Genomic DNA, 16,880 nt, shown 5'->3' on the forward strand with positions numbered 1-16,880 from the left:
CATTCCGAACCCGGAAGCTAAGCCTTACAGCGCCGATGGTACTGCAGGGGGGACCCTGTGGGAGAGTAGGACGCCGCCGAACAATCATTGTATGAAAGCCCCGCACCGGGAACGGTGCGGGGCTTTCTGCGTTTAGGGGGAAATGAAGGCGGGGCCGAAGGGCCCCGCCTCAGCCCTTTACAGGCGTCCGGCCGCCTTCAGTTCCAGATAGGCGTCGGCGAGTGCCGGCGGGAGGTCGTCCGGGGTGGCGTCGACGACCGTGACGCCGTGCCGGCGGAGCTGGTCCGCGGTGCGACGGCGTTCGGCCTGGGCCTGTGCGGCCGCGGCGGCCTCGTACACGGCGTCCGTGTGGCCGCGGGCCTTGGCCATCCGGGCGACGTGCGGGTCTGCCACCGAGGCCAGGAGGACAGTGTGGCGTCGGGTCAGTCGCGGCAGGACCGGGAGGAGCCCTTCCTCGATCGGTGCCGCGTCGAGAGTGGTGAAGAGGACGATCAGCGAGCGGCGCGGGGCCGAGCGGAGTGCGGTGGCGGTGAGGCCGCGTGCGTCGGTCTCCACGAGTTCGGGGTCCAGGTTCGCCATGGCGTTGACCAGGGAGGGGAGCACGTCGCCTGCGCTTCGGCCCTGCACGAGGGCGCGCACCCGGCGGTCGTACGCGAGGAGGTCTACGCGGTCGCCGGCGCGGGAGGCCAGGGCCGCCAGGAGCAGAGCGGCGTCCATGGCGGCGTCGAGGCGGGGGGCGTCGCCCACGCGGCCGGCCGAGGTGCGGCCGGTGTCCAGGGCGAGCAGGATGTGGCGGTCGCGTTCGGGGCGCCAGGTGCGTACGGCGACGGTGGACTGCCGGGCTGTCGCTCGCCAGTCGATGGAGCGGGTGTCGTCGCCGGGAACGTACTCGCGCAGGCTGTCGAACTCCGTGCCCTGGCCGCGGGTGAGCACGCTGGTGCGGCCGTCCAGCTCGCGGAGGCGGGACAGCTTGGAGGGGAGGTGCTTGCGGCTGGTGAACGGGGGGAGCACGCGCACGGTCCAGGGGACCCGGTGGGTGCCCTGGCGGGTGAAGAGGCCCAGCGGGCCGTACGACCGGATCGTGACGCGGTCCGCGTGCTGGTCGCCGCGACGGGTGGGCCGCAGGCGGGTGGTCGTACGTCGGCGTTCGCCGCCGGGCACCGTGAGGGTGTGGCGGGACGCCGCCACCTCGGTGCCGGGTTGCCAGCTGCTGGGCGGCCAGGCGTCGCGGAGCCGGGCCCTGAGCGGGCGCGTGGACGCGTTGGTGACCGTCAACGTGACGTCCGCGGTGTCACCCAGGCGTACGGATGTGTCGCCGGAACGAGTGAGGCGCAGGCGCCGTACGGGGGCGGCCAGCGCGAAGTCGCAGGCGCAGGCGGCCGCGAGCGGTGCGTTGACCGCGAGGATGCCCGTCCAGCTGGGGTCCCAGATGCCGATCGGGACGGAGCCCAGGGCCGCGATGAGCGCGGCGCGTCCGGTGAGTGCCATCAGCGGGGGACGGGGACGTGGGCGAGGATCGCGTTGATGACGGAGTCCGCGGTCACGCCCTCCATCTCGGCCTCCGGGCGGAGCTGGACACGGTGGCGGAGGGTGGGAAGGGCCAGGGCCTTCACATCGTCCGGAGTGACGTAGTCGCGGCCGGTGAGCCAGGCCCACGCGCGGGAGGTCGAGAGCAGTGCCGTGGCTCCGCGCGGGGAGACGCCGAGGGTGAGGGACGGCGATTCGCGGGTGGCGCGGCAGATGTCGACGACGTAGGCGGTGATCTCCGGGGAGACGGTCGTCTTGGCGACCTCGGCGCGGGCGGCGTCCAGGTCGGCGGCGTTCGTGACCGGGCGTACGCCCGCGGCGCGCAGGTCGCGTGGGTTGAAGCCGGTGGCGTGCCGGGTGAGGACGTCGATCTCGTCCTGGCGGGAGGGGAGGGGGACGGTGAGCTTGAGGAGGAAGCGGTCCAGCTGGGCTTCCGGGAGGGGGTATGTGCCCTCGTACTCGACGGGGTTCTGGGTGGCCGCGACGAGGAAGGGCTCGGGGAGCGGCCGGGGGGTGCCGTCGACCGTGACCTGGCGCTCCTCCATGGCTTCGAGGAGGGACGACTGGGTCTTCGGGGGCGTGCGGTTGATCTCGTCGGCGAGGAGCAGGTTGGTGAACACCGGGCCGGGCTGGAACGAGAACTCGGCTGTGCGGGTGTCGTAGACCAGGGATCCGGTGACGTCGCTCGGCATCAGGTCGGGGGTGAACTGGACACGCTTGGTGTCGAGTTCGGTGGCTGCGGCGAGGGCGCGGACGAGGAGGGTCTTGGCGACTCCGGGGACGCCTTCGAGGAGGACGTGGCCGCGGCACAGGAGCGCGACGACGAGACCGGTCACGGCGGCGTCCTGGCCGACCACGGCCTTGGCGATCTCGGCGCGCAGGGCTTCGAGGGCGGTGCGGGCGTTGCCCGGGTCCCCGCTCTGCCCGGCGTTGTCAGTGGTCGGGTCCATCATGGACGGCGTACCTCACTTTCGAGGGCGTCGAGTTGGTCGGCGAGGGCGATCAGGGCCGCGTCGTCGCCGGGCGGCGGGCCGAAGAGGAGGGCGTGCAGGGACTGTCCGTCGCCGTGGAGGTGGGCGGAGAGGGCGGGGAGCAGGGACTCGGGCGCGTGCGCCTGGGAGACGGGGACGCCTACGAGGGGGGCGAGGCGGGTGCGGGTGGCGGAGCGAAGAGCGGCGGCCGCGCGGTCGCGGGCGTTGGCCTTGCGGTAGAGGCGGGCGCGGCCTTCGACGGTCTCGGAGGCGCGGATCGCGACGGGGAGTTTCTCGGGCACCAGGGGGCCGAGCCGGCGTGCCCGCCACAGGGCGGCAAGGGCCGCGGCGATGAACAGTTGCAGGGTGCCCCAGAGCCAGCCGGAGGGGAGCAGGTCGAAGAAGCCGCGTTCGTCGTCCGGGTCGGGGACGTCGGAGAGCGAGGGGAGGTACCAGACCAGATGGTCGCGGGAGCCGAGGAGTTGCAGGGCGAGCGAGGCGTTGCCGTGGTCGTCGAGGCGTTCGTTGACGAGGATGTCGCGGGCGCCGAGGACGACGGTGTCGCCCCGGGTGCCGTCCGCGGAGGTGTCGGGGACGCGCAGCAGCGTGGCCAGGCGCCGGCTGGGGTAGCAGGCGTCGGCTTCGATGTGGGTGCTGTAGCGGAGGCCGCCCGTGTCGGCGGTGCCCGCGCGCCGGGCGGCGGGCAGGTCGCAGGCGGGGGCCAGCGTCGAGTCGAAGCTGAGCGCGGGGTCGGCGGTGACGCCGGGGACGAGACGTTCGACGGCGGGGCCGCCGGGGGCCACGAGGACGGTGCGGCCGCCGGATCCGGTGACCGCGGAGCGCAGGCGCGTCTGTTGACGCTCGGTCAGGAGGTCGGGGGCGGCGACCAGCAACGTGGTGTCCGGGCCGGTCGCGGCGCGGGCGTCGTCCAGGGTGCTGACGACGCGCGTGGAGACCCCCCGGTCGGCGAGGAGTTCGGCGACCGCGCGGCTGCCGGAGGGGTCGGCGGAGCGCGGGTCGAGTTCGCCGTGGTGGTCGCCGGAGCGGACGACGGCGATCGCCACGGCCCCGGCGAGCAGCAGGACGAGTGCGAGGGCGACGCCCCGCCCGCGCGTCCAGATCTGACGGGCGGTGGGCGAGGCCGAGGTGGTGGGGATCGTCGCCTCGGTGGTCATCCGGCGGCTCCCCGGCGGGTGTCCGTGCCGCCCCCGCCGTTACCGGGCGTGCTGCCCGCCAGGTGCGGCTTGCTGCGGTCCAGGTCGTGGTCGAGTTCGGTGAGGCGCCGGTACGCCTGCTCGGTGCCCGGGCGGCCGCCGTACGTGACGTCGTCGAAGTCCCGGGCCGCGGCCCGCAGCCGGTCGCCGTGGGCGGGCAGGGCGCGGCCGGCCTCGGTGGCGGCCTCGTCGGCGGTGCGGCCGGGCCGGATGTCGAGCAGGGCGCGTTCCTCCAGGGCGCGGACGACGGCCCGCATGCGCTCCTGGACGGCCTGGTTCCAGTGGCCCTGGGCGGCGTGTGCCTGGGCGGCGGCGCGGTGCTCGGCGGCGCTGCGGGGGCGGTCGTCGAACAGGGCGGGGGCGGAGGCCGGACCACGGCGCGGGGTGCCCAGGCGCCACCAGAGGGCGCCCAGTACCGCCAAGACGGCCAGGACGACGACGACCAGGCCGAGCGTTCCTCCGGGCGTCGCCGTGGACGCCCTGGCGAACAGCTCGTCGATCCACTCCCAGAAGGTGTCCAGGGCCCGTTGGAACCAGCTGGGGTCGTTCTCGTGGTACATGCCCTTGGACAGCTCGCGCTCGGCGGCCTCCCGCGCGGGGTCGCGCGGAATCGTCACCGGCGGTTCGTCGCCGGAGCGCGACAGCGACCGTACGAGGCTGTCGCCGGTGCGCGACAGCGTGCGTACGGCGATGTGCGACGTCTCTGTGAGAACTCCCCCCGCTGGGCCCACCCCGTCAGCTCCCCGGGACGGCGCCGGGGGCGCCGGAGCCCTGGGTGCCCGCGGCGCGGGCGAGTTCGAGGTCGAGGGCCTCGCGGCGGATGCGCTGGTCGATGTACAGCAGTACGGCGACGCCCGCCGTGATCGGGAAGGTGATCATGGAGCCGATCACCGAGCCGATGCCGCTGACGATGAGGAAGGTCCAGCCGAGGTCCCCGGTGCCCTCCAGGAAGCCGCTGACGCCGTCGCCGCCGAGGGCGGCGGCGAGGAAGGCGAACGGGATGACGATGATCGACGCGACGACGTTGGCGATGATCGTGGCGAGCAGCTGGATGCCGAAGACCCGCCACCAGGAGCCGCGCACCAGCTTCACGGAGCGGCTCATCGCCTTCTTGATGCCCTGCTTCTCCAGCATCAGCGCGGGGGACGCCAGCGAGAAACGGACCATCAGCCACACGGCGAAGACACCGGCCGCGAGGACGCCCAGGACGGTCAGGGCCACGCCCGCCTCGTCGCCCGCGGTGGCCGTCACGAGGAGACCGGGCGCCATGCCGACGACGACGATGCCCGCGACGATGAGCAGCAGCAGGATGATCAGGCCGAACAGCTTGAGCACCTGGGGGCGGGCGTCCCGCCAGGCCTCGCCGGCGGTCACCGGACGGCCGAGTACGGCACGGCTGGTGACGGTCGTCAGCAGCGCGGTGGCCAGGACGGTGCCGATCAGGGAGATCAGGAAGACGACACCCGAGTTGATCGTGGTCTCGGTGAGGGCGTCGCCGAGTTCGCTCAGGGAGGCGTCGGGGTCGTTGAGGGCCTCGGTGCCGGTGTTGTCCAGGACGAAGCCCTGGAGCAGCACGACGATGATCTCGGTGAAGACGGCGACCGTCAGCGAGATGCCGAGGACCGTGCGCCAGTAGGTGCGCATCGTGGAGACCGCGCCGTCGAGGATCTCGCCGACACCGAGCGGGCGGAGCGGGATCACGCCGGGTTTGGCCGCGGGCGGCGGGCCTCCCCAGCCGCCTCCCCAGCCACCGTGTCCACCGGGGGCGCCGTAACCGCCGTAGCCACCGCCGTAGCTCCCGCCCTGGCCGCCGTAGCCACCGGGGCCTCCGTAGCCGCCGCCGGGAGGTCCTGGGGGCGGGGCGCCCCAGCCAGGGCCTGGGGGCGGCGGAGGCGGGGTCTGCCCCTGGTCGCCGGGGCCGGTGGGGGCGGACCACTGGCCGGGGGGCGGCTGCTCTTTGGACCACTTCGTGCCGGGGCTCGTCGGTTCCGCGCCCGGCTGGTCCGCGGGCTGCGCGGGCTGATCGGGGCCGCCGGGACGGTCGGCGGGCTCGGCGGGGCCGGACGCGCCGGGCTCCCGCCCGTCGGACGGGGCGGATCCGGGCGAGGCCCAGCCCGGAGTGTCGTTCATCGTCGCTCCTTCACGGTGCCCGTCCGCGGGCGCGGCGGCAGGTTGGCAGCCATCGTGCCATGGGGGGCCCGGGTGCGGACCGGGCGCGGTATGGGCTGCACACCTTCAATTGTCCGCCGGATAGGGGGCAGACTGACCGCATGGCTGATCAGGACGCGCGAAACGGCGAGGACAAGCGGCCGACCGAGATCCCTGTGCTCCGCTGGGAAGAGCCCCCCGAAGGCCCGGTGCTGGTCCTGCTGGACCAGACCAGGCTGCCGGCCGAGGAGGTCGAGCTGGTCTGCACGGACCCGGCCGGACTCGTCGAAGCAATCCGTTCGCTCGCCGTGCGCGGGGCGCCACTGCTGGGTGTCGCGGGCGCCTACGGGGTCGCGCTCGCCGCCGTCCGGGGCTTCGAGGTGGAGGAGGCCGCGGCCGCGCTGGCCGGGGCCCGGCCCACCGCGGTGAACCTCGCCGTCGGGGTGCGCCGGGCGCAGGACGCTCACCGGGAGGCGCTCGCCAGGACCGGCGACACACGGGAGGCGGCAGCGGCGGCGCTGACGGCCGCGCGGGCCCTGCACCAGGAGGACGCCCAGGCCAGCGCGCGGATGGCCGCGCACGGACTGGCCCTGCTGGACGAGTTGCTGCCCGCCGGCGGACACCGCGTTCTCACGCACTGCAACTCCGGCTCGCTGGTGTCGGGCGGCGAGGGCACGGCCTTCGCGGTGGCGCTCGCGGCGCACCGGGAGGGGCGGCTGCGACGCCTGTGGGTGGACGAAACGCGTCCCTTGCTGCAAGGTGCTCGCCTGACGGCATACGAGGCGGCCCGCAACGACATGACGTACACCCTGCTCACCGACAGTGCGGCGGGTTCGCTGTTCGCGGCGGGCGAGGTGGACGCCGTGCTGGTCGGCGCGGACCGTATCGCGGCCGACGGGTCGGTCGCGAACAAGGTGGGGAGCTATCCGCTCGCCGTGCTCGCGCGCTATCACCACGTACCGTTCATCGTGGTGGCGCCGGTCACGACGGTGGATCCGCACACGCCGGACGGGGCCGCCATCGAGGTGGAACAGCGTCCCGGATACGAAGTGACCGAGGTCACAGCACCTCAGGTGCCGGTGGCGGGAGCGGGAGGCGGGATTCCGGTGGCACCCCTGGGGACCCAGGCGTACAACCCGGCGTTCGACGTGACTCCGCCCGAGCTGGTGACGGCGATCGTCACCGAGGAAGGCGTGGTTTCGCCCGTGACCGGCGAGGCCCTCGCCGAGCTGTGTGCCAGGTCACGCCAGGTAACGATTAGCTAATGGGATGATGTCGTTTATGAAGGGACGAGTCCTTGTCGTCGACGACGACACCGCACTGGCCGAGATGCTCGGCATTGTGCTGCGTGGTGAGGGTTTTGAGCCATCTTTCGTAGCCGACGGCGACAAGGCGCTGGCCGCCTTCCGGGAGACCAAGCCCGATCTGGTGCTGCTCGACCTGATGCTGCCCGGTCGGGACGGCATCGAGGTGTGCCGCCTGATCAGGGCGGAGTCGGGTGTGCCGATCGTGATGCTGACGGCGAAGAGTGACACCGTCGACGTCGTGGTCGGTCTCGAGTCGGGCGCCGACGACTACATCGTGAAGCCGTTCAAGCCCAAGGAGCTGGTGGCCCGTATCCGGGCGCGGCTCAGGAGGTCGGAGGAACCGGCACCGGAGCAGCTCGCCATAGGCGACCTGGTCATCGACGTGGCCGGTCACTCCGTGAAGCGCGAGGGGCAGTCGATCGCGCTGACGCCGCTGGAGTTCGACCTGCTGGTCGCGCTGGCCCGCAAGCCGTGGCAGGTGTTCACGCGCGAGGTGCTCCTGGAGCAGGTCTGGGGCTACCGGCACGCCGCCGACACCCGGCTGGTCAACGTGCATGTGCAGCGGCTGCGCTCCAAGGTCGAGAAGGACCCGGAGAAGCCGGAGATCGTGGTGACCGTACGCGGCGTCGGCTACAAGGCCGGGCCGAGCTGACATGACCAGGGACAGTGCCGCTTCGGCGCCCGGGTCCGAGGCCCGCGCCGGACGGCCTGTCGGCCCCCCGCCCGCCGGTTCGCGCTTCGGCCGCCTGCTGCGGGGCGGGCTGCTGCACGGCGGGGTGCAGGGCAGCCCGGTGATCCGGCTGTTCATGCGCTGGGTGCGGCGTCCGCTGCTGCCCGTCATGCGGCTGTGGCGGCGCAACATCCAGCTCAAGGTCGTCGTCACCACGCTGCTGATGTCGCTGGGTGTGGTGCTCCTGCTCGGTTTCGTGGTGATCGGACAGGTCCGCAACGGACTGCTGGACGCCAAGGTGAAGGCGTCCCAGAGCCAGGCCACCGGCGGTTTCACGGCGGCCAAGCAGAAGGCCGAGGAGGCGGCGGGCGCCGACGGCGACGACAGCAACCCCGCGGACGGCCGGCCCTCGCAGAACGTCATCCAGTGGATGAGCGAACTGGTGAAGTCGCTCTCCAGCGGCGGCCAGGGCGCCTTCGACGTGGTCACGCTCCCCATGGGCGGCGAGAGCGGCAGTGGACGCGGCCCGCGTGCCTCCGGATCGGTCGACTGGGCGGTCAGCGTCCCGGAGGACCTGCGGGAGCGGATCGACGGCGACACCGCGGCGGCCCAGAGCTACACCCGGATCGTCTACAACTCCGACCAGGGGTCCCAGCCCGGACTGGTCATCGGCAAGCAGGTCAACGATCCCAACGGCGAGCCGTACCAGCTGTACTACCTCTTCCCGCTCACCCAGGAGGAGAAGTCCCTCAGCCTGGTCAGAGGCACGCTCGCGACGGCCGGGCTCTTCGTCGTCGTGCTGCTCGGTGCCATCGCCTGGCTCGTCGTGCGCCAGGTCGTCACACCCGTCCGGATGGCCGCCAGCATCGCCGAGCGGCTGTCCGCGGGGCGGCTCCAGGAACGTATGAAGGTCACCGGCGAGGACGACATCGCGCGGCTCGGCGAGGCCTTCAACAAGATGGCGCAGAACCTCCAGCTCAAGATCAGCCAGCTGGAGGACCTGTCGCGGATGCAGCGGCGGTTCGTGTCCGACGTGTCGCACGAGCTGCGTACGCCGCTGACGACCGTACGGATGGCCGCCGACGTCATCCACGACGCGCGCGTGGACTTCGACCCGGTCACCGCGCGGTCGGCGGAACTGCTCGCCGACCAGCTGGACCGGTTCGAGACGCTGCTCGCGGACCTGCTGGAGATCAGCCGCTTCGACGCGGGCGCCGCCGCCCTGGAGGCCGAGCCGATAGACCTCAGGGAGGTCGTACGGCGGGTCGTCAGCGGCGCGGAGCCGCTCGCCGAGCGCAAGGGCACGCCGATCCGGGTGGTCGGCGACCAGCAGCCCGTCGTCGCGGAGGCGGACGCCCGGCGTGTCGAGCGGGTGCTGCGCAATCTCGTCGTCAACGCCGTCGAGCACGGCGAGGGGCGGGACGTCGTCGTCAAGCTCGCCGCGGCCGGCGGCGCGGTCGCCGTCGGAGTGCGCGACTACGGCGTCGGGCTCAAGCCGGGCGAGGCCACGCGGGTGTTCAGCCGCTTCTGGCGGGCCGACCCGGCACGCGCGCGTACCACCGGCGGTACAGGGCTGGGGCTGTCGATCGCCCTGGAGGACGCGCGGCTGCACGGCGGCTGGCTCCAGGCCTGGGGCGAACCGGGCGGCGGCTCGCAGTTCCGGCTGACGCTGCCGAGGACCGCGGACGAGCCGTTGCGGGGCTCGCCGATACCGCTGGAACCGGCGGACTCGCGGCGCAACCGCGGACTCCACGACGCCGGGCTCGACGACAACGCCGCCCCGCACGGTGCGGACAAGGCGGCCGGTGTCCCGGCGCAGGCGTCCGCCGGACAGGCGTCCCAGGTGCCCGCGCGGGGCCCCATACCGTCGAGGTCGGCCATGGCGGCCCCCACGGCCGACCCGACGGCCCTGCCGGGCAACGGGGCGCGCGTGGTGCCGAGGCCGGCGCCACCGGGCGCCCGGAGACAGGACGGCGGTCCCGCGGAGGCGGACGGCCGTCAGGACACCCGGTCTCAGGATCCGAGCAGGCAAGGGGAGGCATCTCGTGGGCGCTGACCGCGGGGGAGGCGGTCGGCGCAGGCCGGCACGTGTGGTGGGGTACGCCGTCGGCGGCGTCGTGCTGCTGGCGGGATGCGCGTCCATGCCGGACAGCGGGGACCTGCGCGGGGTGGAGTCCACACCGCGGCAGGACCCGCAGGTGCGGGTGTTCGCGATGCCGCCGCGGGAGGACGCGCCGCCCTCCGACATCGTGCAGGGCTTTCTGGAGGCCCTGACCAGCGACGATCCGCACTACGAGACGGCACGCAAGTACCTGACCGGTGATGCCGCGGAGAACTGGCGGCCGGACGAGTCGGCGACCGTGCTCGCGGGCGGGCCGGGCACCGAGTCGGACCACTCCGGCAGCCGCGAGGAAGCCAACGACTACTCGGTGACCCTGACGGGTGCCAAGGTCGCCACGGTGGACGCCCAGCAGTCGTACTCGCCGGCCGAGGGCGCGTACCGGCAGTCGGTGCACCTGACCCGGGACGGCAAGACCAAGCAGTGGCGCATCGACCAGCTGCCGCAGGGCGTCGTCATGGGCAAGTCGGACTTCCAGCGCAACTACATGTCGGTCAACCGGTACTACTTCGCCTCGAACACCGCGGTGCGCTCCGCGGCCGACGAGGGCGCGAGCCCGCAGCCCGCGGCCGTGGCCGACCCCGTGTACGTCCGTCGGCGGGTGGACCCCATGACCCAGGTGGTCAGCTCCCTGATCGGCGGGCCGTCGAGCCTGCTCGGGCCCGTGGTCAGGTCGAGCTTCCCGACCGGGACGGCGCTGGCGAAGAACGCCGGTTCGCTGGCGCCCGACGATCGCAGCAAGCTCACCGTCCCGTTGAACGAGAAGGCCGCCGGCGCCGACCAGGACCAGTGCGACGAGATGGCCGCCCAGCTCCTGTACACGCTGCAGAACCTCACCCCGGCCGTGGAGGAGGTCGAGCTGCGCGCGGATGGTGAGCAGCTGTGTTCGCTCAGCGAGGACCGCGCGGAGACGGTCGCCGCGCCGGGCTCGGCACAGCGGCCCGACTACTTGTACTTCGTGGACGACGAGAACCGGCTGGTCCGGATCGCCGCGGGCAGCAACGGGACCCGGGCGGAACCCGTGCCCGGCCCGCTCGGCGAGGGTGAGAAGGCGCTGCGGGCGGTGGCGGTGTCGCGCGACGAGCACAGTGCCGCCGGTATCGGCCTCGACAACAAGTCGCTGTACGTCGGCTCCCTGGTGTCGGGCGGTTCGCTCGGCGACCCCGTGCTGCTCAGCAAGGGCAAGGCGGAGGCCGACCGGCTGACCCCGCCCAGCTGGGACGCGCAGGGCGACCTGTGGATCGCCGACCGCGACCCGGCCGACCCGCGGCTGCTGCTGCTGGAGAAGGGCGCCGGTGAGCCGGTGGAGGTGCGCACGCCGGGGCTCGACGGGCGGGTGCAGGCCGTGCGGGCGGCGGCCGACGGGGTGCGGATCGCGCTCATCGTGGAGAAGGACGGCAAGCGGTCGCTGCTCATCGGGCGGATCGAACGGGACGAGAGGGCGGGCGAACGGCCTGCGGTCACCGTCCTCGAACTGCGTTCCGCCACTCCCGAGCTGGAGGAGGTCACGGCCATGTCGTGGGCCGGTGACAGCAGGCTCGTGGTGGTCGGGCGCGAGCGCGGCGGCGTCCAGCAGGTCGGATACGTCCAGGTCGACGGCTCGACGCCGGAGGCCTCGGTGCCCGCCGCCCTGACCGGCGTCAAGGAGATCGCCGCGACCGAGGACGAGCGGCTGCCGCTCGTGGCCTACTCCGAGGACCTGATCGTACGGCTGCCGTCGGGGCTCCAGTGGCAGAAGGTCACGGAGGGGACGGCCCCGGTCTATCCCGGCTGAGGCGTTGTCCGCAGCAGTTTTCCACAGGGAGCCCGGAGGCGTTTTCCACAGGCCTGGCCGGGTTTCGCCGGGCTTGGCACAGTGGTGGTCATGTGGCGATCACGGGACTGGTGGCGAGACCTCACGGACCTGGTGCTGCCGGCCGAGTGCGGCGGCTGCGGCCGGAGCCGGGCGGTGCTGTGCCCACGGTGCCGCACCGCCCTGAGCGGGTCGGCGCCACGCCGGGTGCGGCCGGTGCCGGAGCCGCCCGGGCTGCCGTCGGTGCACGCGGCCGCGCCCTACGCGGACGAGGTGCGGGCGGCGCTGCTGGCCCACAAGGAGCGGGGCGTCCTGGCCCTCACACCGCCGCTCGGCGAGGCCTTGGCGGGAGCGGTGCGGGCGGGGCTCCGCGAGGCGTGGCCCGGCGTCGGGGGCGTGGGCGGCGTACCGGGTCCGGTGCTCCTGGTGCCCGTGCCCTCGGCGCGCCGGGCGGTGCGCAGCCGCGGGCACGACCCGGCGCGGCGGATCGCCCTCGCGGCGGCGGGGGAGCTGCGGCGGACCGGGGTGCCCGTCCGGGTGGCCGCCCTGCTGCGGCAGCGGCATCCGGTGGCCGATCAGGCGGACCTCGACGCCCGGCAGCGGCTGGACAACCTCGCAGGCGCCCTGGCGGTGGCTCCGGGTGGTGGCCGGCTCCTGTGCGGCGGCGGCCCGGTCGTCCTGGTCGACGACCTGATGACCACGGGGGCGTCCCTGACCGAGGCGGCACGTGCCGTGCGCGCGGCTGAGTCGCGGACGGGGCCGGACACGTACGGGAAGGCGAGATCGGCTGTGTATCCGTCGGCGGCGGGGGAAGGCAGAGAGGAACGGAAGACCGGGCCGCAAATGGAGGGTCCCAACGGAGGAGACGGCGCGATCCGTGAAGCGATCTGCGCGGCAGTGGTCGCGGCTTCACCTGATTCTTTCGAAAATAAACCGGAACTGACTGAGAACTTACGTCGTTGCAGGTAATGAGAGGTCCTATTCACCGGAACGGAGGTACGTCGCGGTAGAGGGTGACGACATCCGCCCGGGCGAGATATGTTCGGTTGTGAGGCAAAGCCGCAGGCCACACCTCTCAAATCCGAATGCCGTGCTGCGGGTTTTACCGGCATCACCCGCACTGGGGGAGTGGAGATCTCGCCCGCGGGGGAGGAGGTGGACGTCACCGAGTCCGAGGTTCCGGAGTACACCGGAACCTGGTGCAAAAGGGAGATGCTCCGCCATGGAAGTGGAGCGATCCGGGAACGGAGTTCTGCGTGGACATCGTCGTCAAGGGCCGCAAGACCGAGGTGCCCGAGCGGTTCCGGAAGCACGTGGCCGAGAAGCTGAAGCTGGAGAAGATCCAGAAGCTCGATGGCAAGGTGATCAGCCTCGACGTCGAGGTGTCCAAGGAGCCGAACCCCCGGCAGGCCGACCGCTGTGACCGAGTGGAGATCACGCTCCGCTCCCGCGGTCCGGTGATCCGGGCGGAGGCAGCGGCGAGCGACCCGTACGCGGCGCTCGACCTGGCGGCGGAGAAGCTTGGCGCACGACTGCGCAAGCAGCACGACAAGCGCTTCTCGCGCCGCGGCGCACGCCGGATCCCGGCGGCCGAGGTCGCCGACCACGTACCCGGCGCGGCGACGCTCAACGGGAACGGCGACGTCGTTCCGACGGAGAAGCAGGACGGCGTCCCCACCAAGAAGATCGGCTCGCTGGAGGTCCAGGGCGACGGGCCGCTCGTCGTCCGCGAGAAGACCCACGTGGCCGCGCCGATGTCCCTCGACCAGGCGCTCTACGAGATGGAACTGGTCGGGCACGACTTCTATCTGTTCGTCGACTCCGAGACGAAGGAACCCAGTGTCGTCTACCGGCGGCACGCCTACGACTACGGCGTGATCCACCTCACCACGGACACGATGGTCACCCAGGCGCACGCCCCCGACGCGGGCGACGCGCTCGGCGGTTGACCACCGCCGGGTGACAGCGGACCGGTGCCCCTGGAGCGCGTGTGCGCCCCCAGGGGCACCGGTGTGCGACGGTGCGCGAGGGCGTGCGACCCCTTCGGAACTCGCGCGGTCACCCCGTTGTCCGTCGGGCATGGAATCATGGCGGCAACGGCCCAACCGGTGGGCCGTTGCTCTGGGTTGGCGATGGCGCAGGACCACGGGCCAAAGCCTTCAGGGGGAGGAACGATGGCGGACAGTTTCGGACCGATGCGGGGTGCGGGCGTCGACCACGGGATCGACGACGGGGCCGCCGGCCTGGGGCCGCACGCGGACGTGGGCTCCACACGCGAGGAACCCATCAGGGTCCTGGTCGTGGACGACCACGCCCTCTTCCGCCGGGGCCTGGAGATCGTGCTCGCGGCCGAGGAGGACATCCAGGTCGTCGGCGAGGCAGGTGACGGCGCCGAGGCCGTGGAGAAGGCCGCCGACCTGCTGCCGGACATCATCCTGATGGACGTGCGGATGCCCAAGCGGGGCGGGATCGAGGCCTGCACCTCCATCAAGGAAGTGGCTCCCAGCGCCAAGATCATCATGCTGACGATCAGCGACGAGGAGGCCGACCTCTACGACGCGATCAAGGCGGGCGCGACCGGCTATCTCCTCAAGGAGATCTCCACGGACGAAGTGGCCACCGCCATTCGCGCGGTGGCCGACGGGCAGTCGCAGATCAGTCCGTCCATGGCGTCGAAACTGCTCACCGAGTTCAAGTCGATGATCCAGCGGACCGACGAACGCCGACTGGTGCCGGCGCCGCGGCTCACCGATCGCGAGCTGGAGGTCCTCAAGCTCGTCGCCACCGGAATGAACAACCGGGACATCGCCAAGGAACTCTTCATCTCCGAGAACACCGTGAAGAACCACGTCCGCAACATCCTGGAGAAACTGCAGCTGCACTCCAGGATGGAGGCCGTGGTGTACGCGATGCGGGAGAAGATCCTCGAGATCCGCTGACTCCGGTCAGGCGAGCAGGCGGGTCAGCTCCGCCGTCAGGGCGTCGCGCAGGTGCGGGGCGTCGACCCGTTCCACCCGTACGTCCGTGCAGTCGACCCAGCTCGCCGCCTCGATCAGCGCCTGGGCCACCGCCGGAGCGGCCTTGACGCCGTCCAGCCTGACCTGCTTGGCGACCAGGGTGCGTCCTTCCCGCGCCGGGTCCACGCGGCCGACGAGCCGTCCGCCGGCCAGCACCGGCATCGCGAAGTAGCCGTGCACCCGCTTGGGCTTGGGCACGTAGGCCTCCAGGCGATGGGTGAAGCCGAAGATCCGCTCCGTGCGCGCCCGTTCCCAGATCAAGGAGTCGAAGGGGGAAAGCAGCGTGGTGCGGTGACGCCCGCGCGGGACCCTCTCCAGGGCGGCGGGGTCCGCCCAGGCGGGCTTGGACCAGCCCGCCACCGTGACCGGCACCAGACCCGAGTCGGCGATCACGGCGTCGACCTGCTCGGCCTTGAGCCGGTGGTAGTCCGCGATGTCCGCGCGCGTGCCCACGCCCAGGGACTCGCCGGCCAGCCGGACCAGGCGGCGCAGGCACTCGGTGTCGTCGAGGTCGTCATGGAGCAGCGCGGCCGGGACCGCGCGCTCCGCGAGGTCGTACACCCGCTTCCAGCCGCGGCGCTCCACGCACACCACCTCGCCGTACATCAGCGCGCGCTCGACGGCGACCTTCGTGCCCGACCAGTCCCACCACTCGCTGGTCCGCTTCGCGCCGCCCAGGTCCGTCGCGGTGAGCGGGCCCTCGGTGCGGAGCTGCTTGACGACCTGGTCGTAGGTGCCGTCCGGGAGGGAGTGGTTCCAGTGCGGGCGGTTGCGGTAGGCGCGGCGGCGGAACGCGAAGTGGGGCCACTCCTCGATGGGGAGGACGCAGGCGGCGTGCGACCAGTACTCGAAGGCGTGGGTGTCCCTCCAGTAGGCGTCCTCGACCGTCTTGCGGCCGACCGCGCCCAGGCGGGCGTACGGGATGAGCTCGTGGGAGCGGGCGAGGACCGAGATGGTGTCGAGCTGCACCGCGCCCAGGTGCCGGAGGACGCCGCGGACGCCCGCGCGGCGGTCGGGAGCACCGAGGAAGCCCTGTGCGCGGAGGGCGAGGCGGCGGGCCTCGTCTGCGGACAGTTCCGTGGCGGGGGGCGGGAGGGTCGTCATACGTCCGCACGATAGAGGGTGGGTCTGACAGTGCCGGTCGCTTGCGATGGCGCCCCGTGCCGGGGTGGGCCGGAGGTTGGTGCGCAGCCCGGCGTTGCGGGGTGCCGCCGCGCCCACCCGTGCCGCCCCGGCGGCACGATTGCCCGCAGCTATGCAGCTATGCGCGTCTACGCGGTCTGCGCCGGCAAGTAAGGCGCCGTCGACGGGAGGGCCAGGTCCGAGGGGAGGAGGGAGGCGATCCAGCAGTCTCGGCGTACGCCCTTGTTGTTGGCCGCGGAGCGCAACGTGCCCTCCATGGTGAAGCCCGCCCGCTCGGCCACCGCGCGTGAGGCCGTGTTGCCGACCTCGGCACGCCACTCCAGGCGGTCGATCGCCCGCTCCGTGAAGGCCCAGCGCGCGACGGCGAGGGATGCCTCCGTGATGTAGCCCCGGCCGCGGAACTCCTTGGCACTCCAGAACCCGAGCTCGCCGGCGCCCAGGGAGATCATCGTGATGCCGATCATGCCCGCCAGGTCACCGGCGGGCAGGAAGACGCCGAAGGTGAACATCGAGGCGTTGGCCCAGCCGTCCGGGACCATCTGCTCCGTGAAGCCCCGCGCGTGCTCGGGGAGGTAGGGCGAGGGGATCGTCGTCCAGCGCTGGACGACGGGATCCTGGCAGGCGGCGTACACGGCATCGTTGTCCTGGGGGCCGACCGTGCGCAGGACGAGGCGTTCCGTGCTGAGGGTGACGGGTTCCATCCGCCGATTCTGCGCGGCCTCAGGTCGCGGGCGCCATCTTTTTGCCCTGCGTGAACACGTGGTCACTTTTCGTTCAATTCACCGGAGGGTGCGGCACCATCGGCGGGGCCCGGACGTTGAACCCGGTGACGGCAGCCAGCGAAGCTGGATGCAAGGAGTGGACGCTCCCGTTACGGCGGGCCTCCCGGGGTGCCGGGGTCCTCGCATACGATGGCCGTTGCTCAGTCCGTGACAGGAAACCGACCGTCCCAGGCCCGACCGGCAAGGAGAC

General features: G+C 72.5%; 14 protein-coding genes and 1 rRNA gene. 8 read left to right on the forward strand and 7 right to left on the reverse strand.

Translation table 11 applies throughout. The features are described 5' to 3' along the window. Nucleotides 1-82 (forward strand): 5S ribosomal RNA (gene rrf / locus ACZ67M_RS00005); the annotation flags it as partial. A gap of 95 nt (nucleotides 83-177) precedes the next feature. On the opposite strand, the gene ACZ67M_RS00010 is transcribed toward rrf, so the two are convergent. The 5 genes from ACZ67M_RS00010 to ACZ67M_RS00030 all read right to left on the reverse strand — a co-directional run bounded on the left by ACZ67M_RS00010 (nucleotide 178) and on the right by ACZ67M_RS00030 (nucleotide 5,842). Further along, nucleotides 178-1,488, reverse strand: coding sequence for a DUF58 domain-containing protein (locus tag ACZ67M_RS00010; RefSeq protein ID WP_469848917.1), 1,311 nt, complete (start codon nucleotides 1,486-1,488; stop codon nucleotides 178-180). Next, nucleotides 1,488-2,477: an AAA family ATPase gene (locus tag ACZ67M_RS00015; protein ID WP_392103891.1), complete on the reverse strand. Its 990-nt coding sequence runs from the start codon at nucleotides 2,475-2,477 to the stop codon at nucleotides 1,488-1,490. The genes ACZ67M_RS00010 and ACZ67M_RS00015 overlap by 1 nt, the downstream gene beginning before the upstream one ends. Next, the gene (locus tag ACZ67M_RS00020) at nucleotides 2,477-3,673 is read right to left on the reverse strand and encodes a DUF4350 domain-containing protein (protein WP_392103670.1); all 1,197 of its coding nucleotides are present in this window, start codon (nucleotides 3,671-3,673) and stop codon (nucleotides 2,477-2,479) included. Before ACZ67M_RS00020 ends, ACZ67M_RS00015 begins: the two co-directional genes overlap by 1 nt. Next, on the reverse strand, nucleotides 3,670-4,356 hold the full coding sequence (locus ACZ67M_RS00025) for a DUF4129 domain-containing protein (RefSeq protein ID WP_469849707.1): 687 nt from the start codon (nucleotides 4,354-4,356) through the stop codon (nucleotides 3,670-3,672). The genes ACZ67M_RS00020 and ACZ67M_RS00025 overlap by 4 nt, the downstream gene beginning before the upstream one ends. 91 nt (nucleotides 4,357-4,447) lie before the next feature. Beyond that, nucleotides 4,448-5,842, reverse strand: a complete 1,395-nt coding sequence (locus tag ACZ67M_RS00030; RefSeq protein ID WP_469848919.1) for a DUF7847 domain-containing protein — start codon at nucleotides 5,840-5,842, stop codon at nucleotides 4,448-4,450. A 140-nt stretch (nucleotides 5,843-5,982) separates the two neighbouring features. On the opposite strand from ACZ67M_RS00030, the gene mtnA reads away from it, so the two are divergent. The 7 genes from mtnA to ACZ67M_RS00065 all read left to right on the forward strand — a co-directional run bounded on the left by mtnA (nucleotide 5,983) and on the right by ACZ67M_RS00065 (nucleotide 14,687). Next, nucleotides 5,983-7,125, forward strand: a complete 1,143-nt coding sequence (gene mtnA / locus ACZ67M_RS00035; protein WP_385802919.1) for an S-methyl-5-thioribose-1-phosphate isomerase — start codon at nucleotides 5,983-5,985, stop codon at nucleotides 7,123-7,125. A gap of 4 nt (nucleotides 7,126-7,129) precedes the next feature. Next, nucleotides 7,130-7,819: a two-component system response regulator MtrA gene (mtrA, locus tag ACZ67M_RS00040; RefSeq protein WP_193776289.1), complete on the forward strand. Its 690-nt coding sequence runs from the start codon at nucleotides 7,130-7,132 to the stop codon at nucleotides 7,817-7,819. 1 nt (nucleotide 7,820) lies between these two features. After that, nucleotides 7,821-9,893: an MtrAB system histidine kinase MtrB gene (gene mtrB, locus ACZ67M_RS00045; protein WP_385802916.1), complete on the forward strand. Its 2,073-nt coding sequence runs from the start codon at nucleotides 7,821-7,823 to the stop codon at nucleotides 9,891-9,893. Then, a complete protein-coding gene (locus ACZ67M_RS00050) occupies nucleotides 9,883-11,730 on the forward strand; it encodes an LpqB family beta-propeller domain-containing protein (RefSeq protein WP_469848922.1) in 1,848 nt (615 codons plus the stop codon). Before mtrB ends, ACZ67M_RS00050 begins: the two co-directional genes overlap by 11 nt. 90 nt (nucleotides 11,731-11,820) lie before the next feature. Next, nucleotides 11,821-12,717 (forward strand): ComF family protein, encoded by an 897-nt coding sequence (locus tag ACZ67M_RS00055; protein WP_469848924.1) that lies wholly within the window; start codon nucleotides 11,821-11,823, stop codon nucleotides 12,715-12,717. A gap of 287 nt (nucleotides 12,718-13,004) precedes the next feature. Continuing rightward, complete coding sequence (gene hpf / locus ACZ67M_RS00060) at nucleotides 13,005-13,697, forward strand: ribosome hibernation-promoting factor, HPF/YfiA family (protein ID WP_059301636.1); 693 nt, start codon at nucleotides 13,005-13,007, stop codon at nucleotides 13,695-13,697. 225 nt (nucleotides 13,698-13,922) lie between these two features. Next, nucleotides 13,923-14,687 carry a response regulator gene (locus tag ACZ67M_RS00065; RefSeq protein WP_385802910.1) on the forward strand — a complete coding sequence of 255 codons (765 nt, stop codon included), beginning with the start codon at nucleotides 13,923-13,925 and terminating at the stop codon, nucleotides 14,685-14,687. Between the two features lie 6 nt (nucleotides 14,688-14,693). On the opposite strand, the gene ACZ67M_RS00070 is transcribed toward ACZ67M_RS00065, so the two are convergent. Together ACZ67M_RS00070 and ACZ67M_RS00075 are read right to left on the reverse strand one after the other, a co-directional pair. Further along, a complete protein-coding gene (locus ACZ67M_RS00070) occupies nucleotides 14,694-15,869 on the reverse strand; it encodes a winged helix-turn-helix domain-containing protein (protein ID WP_469848926.1) in 1,176 nt (391 codons plus the stop codon). A gap of 167 nt (nucleotides 15,870-16,036) precedes the next feature. After that, on the reverse strand, nucleotides 16,037-16,609 hold the full coding sequence (locus ACZ67M_RS00075; RefSeq protein WP_469848927.1) for a GNAT family N-acetyltransferase: 573 nt from the start codon (nucleotides 16,607-16,609) through the stop codon (nucleotides 16,037-16,039). Between the last annotated feature and the right edge of the window lie 271 nt (nucleotides 16,610-16,880).

This window comes from Streptomyces sp. NPDC107500 (genome assembly GCF_055582785.1).